The sequence below is a fragment of the Streptomyces sp. NPDC041108 genome (assembly GCF_055592645.1).
The window spans coordinates 167139-180042 of the sequence record NZ_JBVIYK010000008.1; the positions used below are offsets into that span (position 1 = coordinate 167139).

7 protein-coding genes are annotated in these 12904 nt (G+C 74.7%); 3 read left to right on the top strand and 4 right to left on the bottom strand.

The genetic code is table 11. From position 1 onward, the window contains the following. Positions 1 to 46 precede the first annotated feature (46 nt). Complete coding sequence (locus tag ACZ6BB_RS23555) at positions 47 to 5173, bottom strand: CHAT domain-containing protein (RefSeq protein WP_471617141.1); 5127 nt, start codon at positions 5171 to 5173, stop codon at positions 47 to 49. A gap of 165 nt (positions 5174 to 5338) precedes the next feature. Here ACZ6BB_RS23555 and ACZ6BB_RS23560 point away from each other — a divergent pair, with 165 nt between their 5' ends. Together ACZ6BB_RS23560 and ACZ6BB_RS23565 are read left to right on the top strand one after the other, a co-directional pair. Beyond that, a complete protein-coding gene (locus ACZ6BB_RS23560; RefSeq protein WP_471617142.1) occupies positions 5339 to 6049 on the top strand; it encodes a DUF3168 domain-containing protein in 711 nt (236 codons plus the stop codon). Position 6050: 1 nt separating this feature from the next. Further along, the gene (locus tag ACZ6BB_RS23565) at positions 6051 to 6734 is read left to right on the top strand and encodes an RES family NAD+ phosphorylase (protein WP_471617143.1); all 684 of its coding nucleotides are present in this window, start codon (positions 6051 to 6053) and stop codon (positions 6732 to 6734) included. A gap of 254 nt (positions 6735 to 6988) precedes the next feature. Here ACZ6BB_RS23565 and ACZ6BB_RS23570 read toward each other — a convergent pair whose 3' ends face one another. The 3 genes from ACZ6BB_RS23570 to ACZ6BB_RS23580 all read right to left on the bottom strand — a co-directional run bounded on the left by ACZ6BB_RS23570 (position 6989) and on the right by ACZ6BB_RS23580 (position 9786). Beyond that, positions 6989 to 8143, bottom strand: coding sequence for a macro domain-containing protein (locus tag ACZ6BB_RS23570; protein ID WP_471617337.1), 1155 nt, complete (start codon positions 8141 to 8143; stop codon positions 6989 to 6991). A 205-nt stretch (positions 8144 to 8348) separates the two neighbouring features. Then, positions 8349 to 8582 (bottom strand): hypothetical protein, encoded by a 234-nt coding sequence (locus ACZ6BB_RS23575; protein WP_471617144.1) that lies wholly within the window; start codon positions 8580 to 8582, stop codon positions 8349 to 8351. Between the two features lie 70 nt (positions 8583 to 8652). Beyond that, positions 8653 to 9786: a PP2C family protein-serine/threonine phosphatase gene (locus tag ACZ6BB_RS23580; RefSeq protein WP_471617145.1), complete on the bottom strand. Its 1134-nt coding sequence runs from the start codon at positions 9784 to 9786 to the stop codon at positions 8653 to 8655. 327 nt (positions 9787 to 10113) lie between these two features. On the opposite strand from ACZ6BB_RS23580, the gene ACZ6BB_RS23585 reads away from it, so the two are divergent. After that, positions 10114 to 12795, top strand: a complete 2682-nt coding sequence (locus tag ACZ6BB_RS23585) for a winged helix-turn-helix domain-containing protein (protein WP_471617146.1) — start codon at positions 10114 to 10116, stop codon at positions 12793 to 12795. Positions 12796 to 12904: the final 109 nt, after the last annotated feature.

Sequence of the window (12904 nt, forward strand, 5' to 3'; positions counted from 1 at the left end):
CGGGCCCCGGGGGCGCGGGACGTCCGGTCGGGTGACGGCGGCCGGCTCACTGGCCGTGATGGGTGAACGACGCCCAGACCTCCAGCTCGTCCAGCGGACCGTGCGCGGTGTCCGCGGCCAGCGGCGCGCACTCGGCCAGCTCGGCGGGCAGGACCCGGCCCGGGTCCAGCATCCACAACTGGGCCGCGCGCAGGGCGTCCCTCGGCGGCACGCCCCGCTTCATGTGGTGGTGGACGAGCAGCACCAGCAGCGTGGTCCGGGGGTCGTCGGCGACGGCCCAGCGGGAACCGACGACCGCCGTGGCGCCCACGCCCAGGAAGGCCGTGGCCAGGGTGAGCGCCTCGTCGTGGTCGCTCAGGGTCAGGTCGCTGGTGCAGTTGGCCAGCAGGACCGTGCCGCCGGGCATCCCCGGATCGCGGCCGGCGGCCCCGGTCAGCAGATCCTGCACCGACACCGTGTGCGTGGCGTCCAGTTTGAGGACGGAGTCGTTCGAGGTCGGGCCGGTGTCCGCGTGACAGTTGACGTGCAGGAGCGCCGTCGGCGCGGAACCCCGGCCCGGCAGGAAGCGTTCCAGCGACCGGGGTTCGGGCGGCAACGGCGCCGGCTGCCGGCCACGCCCGGGGCCTCCCGGGGCGCCACCGTCCTCTCCCATGCCGCCGATCACGGTGACCTCCGGATGGAGGGACGTGACCAACGCCGCCTCCCGGTGCATCGTCGCCGAACCGTCCGGGTCCACGACGACGGCCACGGCGCCCCCGCCCAGGACGGCGGCGGGGCGGGCGGCCACCTCGATGAGCTGGCGGGCGCTGGCACAGTAGGAGATGACGGCCCGCTCGCAGGCGTGCCCGCCGTCCTTGGCGGCCCGCCCGCCGGCCTCGCCGTGAGCGGGCGCCGGGCAGCGCGCCGCGTGCCAGGGGACGATGCCGAGGGGGCCGACGGGCGCGAGGACGACGCGTGGGGCCCGGCCCGGCCACCAGGTCTCGGCCGTCGCCAGGAGCGGCGCCATCGCGGCCTCGCCCGCCCACGCGCACAGCCGCTGCAGTGCCTGCCGCCACTCCTTCTCCAGCCGCAGCAGACGCTTCCGGTGCAGCTCGTGCATGACCAGCGGGTGGTGCGCCGCCGGCGGCTCCAGCCGGCCCGCCTTCTGGAACGCCTCCAGGGAGGCGGCGTACGCGCCGACGGGCCCGGTGGACACGGAGGTCAGCTTCGGCAGCCGCAGGGAGCTGACCACCCCGGTCGCCGTGACGAGGACCGCGTGGCCGGGCGCCCCGTCCTCACCGGGGACGAGGTAGGCCAGCACATCGGTCCCCAGCCGGCGCAGGGTCCGGCCGAGCAGGGCCGGGCCCGGCGCGGACAGGAGCCGCTTCTCCGCGGCGCTGCCCGCCAGCGCCTCCAGCACCCGGCCCCGCAGGTCGTCCGGTACCTCGCCGAGCCGGCCGCCGCCGACGGCGGCGGCCCGTACCCATTCGTCGGCCAGCGCGGGCCGGCCGGCGTCCCGGAGCAGATCGGGGACGGTCACGTTCATCGTCGCGGCGTTGAGCACCAGCCCGCGGCCGAGTTCGAGCGCTTCGAAGGCCGACTCGGGCAGGCCGTCGGCGAGACTCCAGCGGACCAGCCGCAGCATGTCGGGCGCGATCGCCCGCGCGGCCTCCAGCCCGTGGTCCGCGCCCGACTGCAGCAGGACGGAGCGGCCGTAGCCGGTCAGCGCGGACCGGGCCGTCTCCCGTGACTGCCGCCGGTGACGGTCGTCCCCGGGACCGAAGGCGCGATGAGCGAGGGCGATGGTCCGGATGAGCGCGATGGCGAAGGGGTCGCCGGGGCTCACGTTGAGCACCGCCCACGCCTCCCGCAGTACGGTGACCGACTCCGTCAGGTCCTCGGGGCGCCCGGTGACCAGATGCCGGGCCAGCAGGAGACTGCCCAGCCCGTACAGGCACCGTCCGCGCGACCCGTGGAACTCGTGCGGGCCCCGTTCCGCCGCGTCCCGCAGCAGAGCGATGCCCTGGCCGAGTGCGTCAACCCGGCCCGGCCCGGCGGTGTCGCCGTCGTCCGGTCCGCCGTCGGCGTCACCCGGCCGCGCCAGGGCCGCCGCCGCGCGCAGGCACAGCGCGGGGCGGTGCGGACTTTCGGCCGGGCAGCCGGCCGCGGCCTCGACGAGGGCGTCGACGCCGGCCCGGACGGCCGCCGTGTCACCCGCCTCCCGTGCCTGCCGCAGGGCGTGCGCGGCCAGTTCGGCCCGGACGGCCGGCACGCTCGGATGGTCCGGGGGCAGGGCGCGCCGGGCCTCCTCCCAGGCCCGCACGGCATTGCCGGCCAGCGTCGTGGAGTGACGCCGCCGGGACCGCGCGAGCAGCAGCCATGCCGGTCCGGCGGCGGCCAGCAGCTCGGCCCGGAAGGGAGCGCGATCCGCCGGTTCCCCGACGCGGAACAGGTGCGGGGGAACCCGGGGGTCGCCCGCCTGCGCCAGCACGGTGTGCAGCGGCGGCCGGGTGAGACGGTCCGGAGTGCGGTCCAGCAGCAGGTCGTACTCGTGGACGGCGGCGTCGAGATCGGCGTGGTCGCCGAGCAGCACATGCCGGTCGAGGAGGAGACGGGCCAGGAACTCGGCGCACCGGTCGGCGAGGGCCGGGGAGGCGGGGCCCGCCCGCCGTGCGCCGTCCGGCGCCGCACCGCCGAGAACATCAAGGGCGTGCCGTACGAGGGTGATGGCCCGGGTCAGGTCCTGCCCGTCCCGTTCCCGCAGCCAGCGGCGGTGGTGCGCCAGGGAGCGCGCGGCGGCCTCGACGGGACTCGCCGGCTCCGGGCCGCCGGACAGGATCTCGGCGACCCGGCCGAGGGGTACGGCGAACGGGTCGGGGGAGCCGTCCCCGAGCAGGATCGTCGCGGAGGGGTCGATGGTGGGCGCGGCGAGCGTGCCCTCGTCGTCCAACGGGTCGGCGGGGGCGGGCTCCTGCGGCCGGGGCCCCGGCGGCTCGGCCGGCCGGCGGCGGTGCGCGGCGGCTGGGAAGAGGGTGCCCAGCAGTGCCCGGAAATCGGCCACCGCGCCCTGCCGCAACGCCTCCTCGATGTGCCGGCGCATCGCGGAGCCGGGCGGCAGCGCGGCCTGGGCCTGCCGCAGCGCCCCCAGGGCGGCGGTCCGCTCAGCGCCGGTAGCCTCGCCCCGTGTGACGAGCACGAGTCCCAGGGTGCCGGCGACCGCCAGCATCGTCGCCCTGAGCGCCCACGCCTCGGGTTCAAGCCGCGGGGCGGCCCGCAGCAACTGGCCCGTCCACGTACGGCAGTCGGCCGCGGAGGGCGTGCCGTCCGGTGACCGCAGGAAGTCCACCATGACGGACACGAAGACGAAGTGCGGTTCCCGTTCCAGGGTGGCGGGGTCCAGCAGCCCGGCCAGCAGGTGCAGATCGTCCTCGACGGTGGGGAACCCGCTGACGTCCGGGAGGGGCGGACCGCCCGGGCCCTGGGGAACGGCGAACGGGTCGGTGTACCAGACGCGGTACAGCATGGCGGTGAGGAACGACCCGTTGAGGTTCTCGTCGCGGAACTCGCTGTCGGCGGGCGCGCGTTCCAGCACCACGCGCAGAACGCGCAGGGCCTCGCGCAGGGACGCGTGCCGGACCTGGGGCAGCGCGCAGGCGAAGTCGAGGAGCAGCGCGACGCCCAGCAGACACTGGGCGCCGAGGTGGAGTTCGTCCTGGTGGTGGTAGAGACCGGTGCCGGTGCGCAGGAGGTCGATGGCCTCGCGGAGGTCCGTCACGATGCGCGGCACCGTACGGTCCAGGGCCAGGGACGGATCTGCCGCGCCCGTGAGGAGGGCGTTGTTGCTGAGGTCGTACGCGTTGGGCGTGCCGCGGTCGATCACCCGCCGGGTCAGGACGATCGCGGTCTTCAGCACCAGCTCGGCCCGGTCGGTGTCGTCCGGGCCGATGAGGGCGGCGAGCTCACGGGCCCGGACGGTGAGGCGGCCGATGCCGTCCTCGTCCAGCAGCTCGTCCGACAGCTCGATCCAGAGCAGGTCGACGATCCCCGCCAGACAGGCCACCAGGTCCGCCCGCGCCTCGGCCGCGGCCTCCGGGTCCGCCCCGGTACGGCCGGGGTCCGCGGCGCAGGAGAGCCGGGTCCGTGCCGCCTCCCACAGGGCCAGCGCCTCGGCGCGGTCGACGGCCGGTGCGGGGTCGTCGGGACGAGGGGCCGCGCGGTTGAGTTCGGAGCGCTCCGCGAGGGCGAGCCCCAGGTTCGTCGCGATCCGGTGGGCGGCCTCCTCGGGCAGTGAGGGATGGGTGAGGGCCGTCCGGTACCACTCCACGGCCGTGGACAGGCCCCGCCGACCGGTGCCGTACTGCGTGAGCGCGTCGCACACGTCCGCGCCCAGCTCGGCCGCGTCGGCGCCGGCCGGTCCGGGGTCGGCCGACAGGGGCCGCAGGAGGGTCAGCAGGGCGGTGAACTCCGGTGCGGGGTCCGGGGATCCGGCCGGACGGTCGGACGCCCGGTGGCGGTCGCCCAGTTCGAGATAGGACAGTAACGCGAGGTCGAAGGCCACGGCGGGGCGCAGGTCCGCGTCGAGGTCGTCGCTGTCGTGCGCCGACCGCAGATGCCCGAGGGCCGCGCGGCGGTCCGCGAGCCGTTCGGGGCTGTCGTGTTCGGCGCATCTGCAGCGGTCCGAGAGGACCAGGCCCAGCACCGCGCGGCACTGGGCGGGATCCGGCAGACACCGCGCGTCCGGTCCGTCGAGGATCGGGCCGAGCAGGTCGACGACCCGGTCGGCGTCGGCCGACCGCCGGGGGCCGTCCTCGGCCGTGCGCCAGCGCTCCGCGAGGTCGAGGGCGAGTTCGCGGCGGACCAGGACCAGATCACCGTGGTCGGGCGGGCCCTCCGGCCCGGGGGACGTGAACGCCTCGACGGTCAGCGCGTGGACGGTGTCCAGCCGCGCGATCGTGTCGTCGAGATCCTGGGGTGCCTGCCCGTGGGCGTAGCGGACCCGGGCCGCGTCGGCGGACATGCCGAGCAGCAGACGCCGTTCGGCCGGCCCGGCGGGGGCGCAGGACAGCTCCGCCAGCATCCGCTCCACCTCGTCGACGAGGTCCACGACGTGCCCCCCGTCCTCCTGCCCGAGGGCGTCCTCGGCGGCTTCGAGGAGTTGTACGACGACGTCGATCCGAGCGAAACGATCTGGCATCCCGGATTCATCGGACTGATCATCGAAACCCTGATTCCCGGTGTACACGAAAACCCCCCGCCCGCGCCGGGGAATGTCCCCGTACCGGCTTCTGAATTGCCAAGGGGATCGTAGCTCACTAGCGTACGGCCGTAATCCGGATTCCGGATCGGAGGAGGGGAACGAATGGATGATTACGAGCAGCAACTCATCGCGGCACTCGTGTCGGAACCACAGTCGATCCGGGAAAAGCTCTCCCCGGCCGACCGGGAACAGCTCGACGTTCTGCTCGACCTCGTCGCCGAGGGCGGCGGCGAGCAGCGCGCGCGGGGGATCGCGCGCGCCGTCGCCGCCCATCTGCGCGCGGCGCTGCCGGACGACGAGGGGAGCGCGGTGGGCCGGCGGTACACCTCCTCGTCGCTCGCCCGGCGGCCCCCGCACGACGTCCTGCTGGAACGCTTCGCGCCGGGCGGTACGGGCGGTACGGGCGGCCCGTCCGCAGGCGCCCGCACCACCGCTTCTCCCGCCGGGCCCGCGCCGGCCCCCGGGGTGCGGTGGGCCTCGGCCCGTGACCGGCTGCTGGCCGAGCCCGCCCTGACGGTCACGGACCTGACGGAGATCTTCGGGGTCGCGGCCGAGCATCCCGAACTGATCCGGCTGCGCGCGTCCCAGGGGCCCGAGCGGCTGCCCGCGTTCCAGTTCGACGGGGAGGGCCACCCCCGCTCCCTGGTGCTCGCCATCAACGCGATGCTGGGCGCAGCGGCCGACCCCTGGGGGGTGGCCGACTGGTGGCTGGGGCCCAATCCGTGGCTGGACGCCGTGCCGGCGACGCTGCTCGGCGCGGGGCTGGACGATCAACTGCTCGCCGCCGCGAGCGTGGTGGGGGAGGACTACTGACATGGCCCGTGGAGCGAAACTTCCCGAGAAGGGCGCGGCCGACGCCCGCAGGACGGTGCGCAGGGCGGGCGAGGTGTTCTACCGGGTGCACTCGGTCCGCCGCGCGGCGGACCGCTTCAACCCGGAGCCGCAGGACCATCACTTCGGCGGCGGCCGCTTCGACAGCACCCCGAACGATGCCTACGCGTACCTGTACGCGGCTCCCAGGCCCGAGACCGCGATCATCGAGAGGTTCGTCCGCACCCTGCGCTTCGACGGCCTCGGCAACTCCCGGATCCTGCTGAGGAAGGAACTGGAGGGCAGGCTGCTGTCCCAGGTCCGGCTCACCCGCGACGTCGAGCTGGTCTCCCTGTGCAGCATCCTCCACCTCAACGCGGTGCAGCAGAGCGACTGGTGGCTCGTGGAGTCCGACCCGACGGAGTACGCGTTCACCCGGCGCTGGGGGCACTGGCTGCGGGCCGAGGCGGACTGGGCGGACGGCTTCGTCTGGCGCTCGCGCCTGGACGGCCCCCACGAGTCCCTGGTCCTGTTCGGCTCCGCGGCGGAGAGCGACCTGCTCACGGTGACCGAGGAGCCCCCGAGGGTCCTCGACGACGAGGACGGCCTGCGCTGGCTGGCCGAGACCCTGGAGGAGTACCACGTCGAGATCGGGTCCGTGGACCGGCTGCCGGGAATCGGGTCCTGACACCGCCCCGCGCGCTCTCGCGGGGTTCCGGCCGGGCGTTTTCCGGGCGGGAACCGGTAGCTTTCCGGATTCTCCCCGGGGATCGGCGGAACGGGTTCCGATCCCGGACGCCACTCGTGCATACTTCTGCTCGAAAGGCCGCGGCAAATCACGGGGGAATGCGGCAGGAAGAAAGCACGGTATTCGAGTTCCACGGGGCGAGAGAATTCGAATACCGTGCTCTTCCGTCCCGTCCGTCGCACACTCCGGGAAAGTCAGGGCCGCCGGTCGCTCAGCACGTCGATCACCGCACGGGCACTGTGCGGATTGCGGGTCACCAGATGCACCGACCAGTCGGGGTCGGCCCGCAGCACCTGCTCCAGCGTTCCGACGACGGTCTCGGCGCTGGTCCGCGCGTCGAGGCCGCCCCGGCCCGCCCCGAGCAGAGGGAGAGCGACGGACCGCAGGGGGGCGCGGCCCGCACGCCGCTCGGCAGCCGCCAGCTGGAAGACGCGCCGGACGGCCGCCGCGACGGCCGCGGGCGCGGTCTCGTACCCGTCGCCCGTCGCCGAGGGCGTGGCGACCGCCGCGTGCAGGATCCGCCGCACCCCCTGCGCGGCCAGCGCCCCCGGTGAGGTCACGGCGACCGTGCCCGCCGCCACCGGGAGGCCGGGCACCCCGAAGTTCCGTACCCAGTCGGCGAGTTGGCGCGCTATCACGTCGTCCGTGATCCGTCCGACGGCGTCCTTCGTGGCCCCCGCCCGCCGCAGGCTGCCGGAGACCGTCCGCCGGAACGTCTTCGACATCTCGAAGTAGATGTTCTCCGAGGACACCAGGACGTCCACGCCCGTCACCAGCTCGATGGGCGCCACATGCAGGGTGAGCAGGACGTCCCCGTGGGAGAACGCGGTCCGTAACACATGGCGTCCCGCGCGGACGGGAACGACGTCACAGTCCGCGGGGCTCTCCCGGATGCTCTCCCGGGAGTCCGGGACGGGCGCGGCCCGGTGGCCCTCGAAGTTCATGACGGCACGGGCCACCTGTTGGAGCATCAGCTTCTCCTGGTGCTTGCGGAACCTCTCCGCCCCCACCCCGTACACATGGGCCGCCCGCTCCCGGCGCTCCTTGCCCGACAGGTCGCGGGTGCCGGGGGCTAGACCGAACGAATGCAGGGCGGCCTCGCGCAGCAACTCCCCGTCGAGGCCCATCAGTACGGCGTGCAGCAGGCGTTCCACCGCCTCCGGCTCCACGCGGCCCCCCGGTGCGGACGGCTCGGCACCGGGCGGCCGGTCCGCGGCGCACGCCGCCAGCGTCTCCAGCCGTGCCTCGTGCAGCCGCAGCAGCCCGAGCGCCCGGACCCGGCCCAGTTCGTCGACGAGCCTGTGCAGTGTCGTCGGGAGGTCGGGTCCGGTGTGCGCCTGCTCTTCCATCACCGCTCAAGGATGGGCAGGGGGCCCGTACCCGGCAAGCGGTTTGGGACGATCGGGAGGAAACGGTACGATTATTCGCCCGATGGTGCGGTCAAGGCCGTTGCAGAACGTGCCCGGCAGGTACAGCTTGCCGTCGAGCTGCAGGATGCCGGGGTCCAGCTCCCAGGTGTTGTCCTGTGTCGGGTCGAGCAGGTCGGCCTTGAAATTAGGGGCCCATCCGGTCCGGGCCGGCGCTCTCCAGGACGTGGACGCGCTGGGTGCCGCGGTCGAACGGCTCCCGGCCGGCCGTGTAGTAGAAGTACCGGCGCTTGCCGTTCGGCCCGTCCAGGAGATGGAACTCCGGGGCCCACATGGTGCCGGACCCGTTGGGCCGGGTCAGGCTGGAGATCACCCGCTCCTCGGCGGTGGCGAGCCCGGCGAGGGTGCTCGACCTGCGCATCGTGACCGTCGAGCATGTGTGCGTCCACGCCCGACCGTGGGGTGCTGGGGAAATCCCTTTCGGTGCTCGTTCAGTGGCGTGGAGAGCGACGGACCGTCAGGACGGCGACGTCGTCGTGCCGGCCGCCGCTGCCCGCGTACGCCCGTGCGTCCTCGTACAGGGCCCGGGGCAGGTCGGTGGGGGAGAGGTCGAGGTGCTCCGCGAGGCGTTCGTCGACCGGGTAGAACGTGCCGTCGGCGGCGCGGGTCTCGGTGAGGCCGTCGGTGCTCAGCAGCAGCGTCGCGCCGTCCGGGAACGGGAACCAGCCCACGGTGGTGGGTTCGACCGCCAGCTCGGCCAGCCCGAGCGGGACACCGGAGTCGAGTTCGGCCGTGGTGACCGTGCCCTCGTGCATCACATGCGGGAGGATGTGCCCGCAGTTGACGGCCTGGGCCTCCTCGGTGAGCGCGTCGACGCCGATCACGAGGGCGGTGACGAAGCGTTCGTCGTCGCCGGTGTTCTCGGCGTAGGAGTTGTGGCGGACCACGGCCGCGTCCAGGGCGTCGGCGAGCGCGGTGAGCGTGGGCTCGCGGTGGGCCGCCTCACGGAAGGTGCCGATGACGGCGAACGCGGCGCCCACGGCGGCCAGGCCCTTGCCCTGGACGTCCCCGATCAGCACCCGCGTCCCCCAGGGCGAGGCGACGACGTCGTAGATGTCGCCGCCGACGAGACGGTCCTCCTGGAGGGGCTCGTACACGCCGTTGACCAGGACGTCGTCGGTGAGCAGGGGGAGGGGGTGCAGGATGTGCCGCTGCATGGCCGCGGCCGTGGAGCGCAGCCGGAACATCTCCGCCTCGCGTCTGATCCTCCGGTGACAGGCGTACACCGAGGCGACGCCCAGGGTGAGGGTGAGCAGCACCAGCAGGAGCCGGTCGAGCCAGCGGTCCGCGTCGACGTTGCGCACCACGGCCGTGGTGGTGACGACGAGCGTGGTCCACGCGGCGACGAACGCCGTCTGCCGGACCGTGCACAGTGCCGACGCCGTCCCCGGCAGGAACACCAGCAGCCCGAGCAGCCACACCTCGGACCGGGACAGCACACCGAGGGCCTCCACCAGGGCCGTCACGGCCAGCACGCCGAGGACCAGTTCGGCGTTGCGGGGCGGCTCGATGGCCTCGAAGGCATCGACGGCCTCGGCGGACCTCTTCCGGCGGCTACCGGCCATGGGGACTCCCGGGCAGATCGTGATCTCCCCGTACGGTAAGCCGGGCCGGGTCGCGCGCGGGAGGCGCCCCGCCGATCCGGACCGGCAGGGCCCGCCGGGCCGCCTGACCAGGCGGACCGGCGGACGGAGCGCGGCCCGGATCCGGCTCGGACACAGTGGGCCGTCCGCGCGGGAGTGCCGGGCTCCGTGCCGGCGTACGGCGTGGTGCGCGGCAAGCCCCCACATGCCCCCGGGCGACGTGGCGCGCGGGCGCGGAGGAACACTGGGATGCTGTTGCTGGACGTGGAGCGCCGCCCACGTTCTTTCGGCCAGGTGGTGGTGGAAACCATGGCAGGGTCCGGGGAGAGCGGTTCGGGGCGCCTCCTGCCGTGCGCCGACCCCCGAGGTGACCCCTTCCTGCGGACCCGGTTCGCCGTGCCGGCCCGACCCGGCACATTCCTCAGACGCGCCCGCCTGGTCGACCACCTCGACCGGGCCCTGACCACACCGCTGACCGTGGTCAACGGTGCCGCAGGCGCCGGCAAGACCCTGCTGGTCGCCGACTGGGCCGCGCGGCAGGAGCCGCCGGTCGCCTGGCTCACCACCGAGGCCGGAGACCCGGGCCCCGGCATGTTCTGGGCATACGTCCTGCAGACGCTCCGCTCCGCCGGCGTCCCCCTGCCGCCCGAGATCGGCTGCCCGGCCGACGCGGGCCGGGTCGACCGTACGCTGCTGACGCGGCTCGCCGCGGAACTGGGCGGCCGGGAGCGGCCCGTGATCCTGGTGCTCGACGAGTTCGACCGGGTGACCGACCCGGAGATAGCGGACCAGCTGGAGTTCGTGCTCCACCACGCGGCGGGCGGCCTGCGCCTGGTCCTCGTCACCCGCACCGAACCGCTGCTGCCGCTGCACCGCCACCGGACGGCCGGCGACCTCACGGAGATCAGGAACGCCGAGCTGGCATTCACGCCCGAGGAGGCGTCCGTCCTGCTGGGCCTGCACGGCCTGCGGCTGCCCGTGCCGGTCGCGGAGACACTGGTGGAGCGCACCCGGGGGTGGGCGGCCGGTCTGCGGCTGTGCGCGCTGGCCGCCCGGGAGAACCCGGACCCGCAGACGTATCTGAAGCGGTTCGAGGCCGAGCGCACCGCCGTCGCCGACTTCCTGCTCGCGGAGGTGCTCGAACGGCAGCCCCCGCAGACGCAGGATCTCCTCCTGCGGGTCAGCGTCCTGGAACGGATCCGCCCCGAACTCGCGGACGCGCTGACGGAACGCGGCGACGCCGCCGGGATCCTGGCGGAGCTGCACCGGGGCAACGCGTTCGTCGAGGACCTCGGGCACAGCTGGTACCGCCTCCACCCGCTCTTCGGGGAGATCCTCCGGGCCCATCTGCGGATGCGCCGGCCCGGTCTGGAACCCTCGCTCCACCGGCGCGCCGCCGACTGGCTCCGTCGCTCGGGACTGCTCGACGAGGCGCTCGGGCACGGGGCCGCCGCGGGCGACTGGGAGTTCACCGCCGGCGCCCTCGTCGACGACCTCGCCCTCGGTCAGCTCTTCACGGGGCTGCGCTCCGACGACCTGGCCGAGCTGTTCTCCCGTATGGGTCCCGAGGCGCGAAGCCCGGCCGCTCACCTCGTACGGGCGGCCCGCGAACTGTCCCGGTGCGAACTCGACCGGGGCCTGAGCCATCTGCGACACGCGGAGCGTGACCTGGCGCAGGACGAGGACCGGGCGGGGGACGAGCCCGGCCAGGCGGCGGCCCGGCTGAGCTGTCTGCTGCTGGAAGCGCTGGCGGCCCGGCTGACCGGCTCGCCGGGCCGGGCGGAGCTGGTGGCCGGGACGGCGGAGCGGCTGCGGGAGCAGGTGCCGGCCCACCTGCTGGACGCGCATCCCGAACTCACCGCCCTGCTCCTGGCCCACCTGGGGTCGACACGGCTGTGGGCCGGGCACTTCGAGGAGGCGCGTGCCGCGCTGTCCCTGGTCGCCGACGGCTCCGGGGACGCCTCGACGGCACTGCCGCGCGAGGACTGCCTCGGCCGGCTGGCCCTCATCGACTATCTGAACGGCTGGCCCGGCAGGGCCGAACGCAGGGCCCACGCGGCGCTGGCCCTCTCCGAGCGGTACAGCCTGCCGCAGCCCTCCGCCTTCGGCATCGCCCATCTGGTCCTGGCCGCCGTCGCCGTCGACCGGGACGAGCTGCGGCTGGCCCGCGCCCATCTCGACGCGGTCGCGGACGGCCGTTCCCCCATGCGGGACCCGGTGACGGAGGCGGGCCGGGCCATCGCCACCGCCCGCCTGCTGCTCGCGCGCGGCGACACCCGCGGCGCCCTGGCGGCTGCCGAACCGGCCGTGACCGTCGACGTAGCCTCACCCTGGGCGCGGGGGCACACGGCCCTGGTCGCCTCCGCCGCCCAGCTCGCCCGGGGCCGGCCGGAGGAGGCCGCCGCGCTGCTGCACGCCGTGCCCGGCCACCAGCCGGTCTGCGCGGTGGGAGAGGCACGGGCCCGGCTGGCCGCGGGCACGCCCCTCGCCGCGCTCGATCTGCTGGACGCGGTGCCGGCCGAGAGCCGCATGGGCCCCGCGGTGACCGTGCGGGCCCTGCTGGTCCGCGCGGAGGCCGCGCACGCGGTCGGGGACGCGGCCGCCGTGCGCCGACTCGTCGCGCAGGCCCTCCACGAGGCCCGGCGCGAGCGGCTGCGCCGCCCCTTCGCCGAGGCCGGCGGATGGCTCCGGCCCGTCCTCGACACCACGCCGCTGAAGGGCCTCGCGGCAGGCTGGCTCACCCCGGGACCCGCGCCGCACACCGGGACACCCGGCCCCGAGGACCGGCCACCGGTCGTGGAGGACCTGAGCGGGCGCGAGCGCGACGTACTGCGGGGGCTGGACCGGATGATGTCCACCGAGGAGATCGCCGCCGACCTGTGCGTATCGGTGAACACCGTCAAGACACACCTCAAGAGCGTCTTCCGGAAACTGGCCGTCAACCGCCGCAACGACGCCGTACGCCGCGCCCGCGAACTCCACCTCCTGTGACCCCGCCCCGCCGCTGAGGGCGCTGGAGACCTCCGTCACGCCGATCCGGTGACCGGCGGACGTCCCGGCCGTCGGCCAGCCGGTGGTACCTGCCGCCGCTCCACCCGGC

Bases quoted from the DNA above. Each gene is read 5' to 3' on its own strand.
- ACZ6BB_RS23565 (WP_471617143.1), top strand. From the start codon at position 6,051: ATGGCCCGTGGAGCGAAACTTCCCGAGAAGGGCGCGGCCGACGCCCGC.
- ACZ6BB_RS23560 (WP_471617142.1), top strand. From the start codon at position 5,339: ATGGATGATTACGAGCAGCAACTCATCGCGGCACTCGTGTCGGAACCA.
- ACZ6BB_RS23555 (WP_471617141.1), bottom strand. From the start codon at position 5,173: ATGCCAGATCGTTTCGCTCGGATCGACGTCGTCGTACAACTCCTCGAA.
- ACZ6BB_RS23575 (WP_471617144.1), bottom strand. From the start codon at position 8,582: ATGCGCAGGTCGAGCACCCTCGCCGGGCTCGCCACCGCCGAGGAGCGG.
- ACZ6BB_RS23570 (WP_471617337.1), bottom strand. From the start codon at position 8,143: ATGGAAGAGCAGGCGCACACCGGACCCGACCTCCCGACGACACTGCAC.
- ACZ6BB_RS23585 (WP_471617146.1), top strand. From the start codon at position 10,114: ATGGCAGGGTCCGGGGAGAGCGGTTCGGGGCGCCTCCTGCCGTGCGCC.
- ACZ6BB_RS23580 (WP_471617145.1), bottom strand. From the start codon at position 9,786: ATGGCCGGTAGCCGCCGGAAGAGGTCCGCCGAGGCCGTCGATGCCTTC.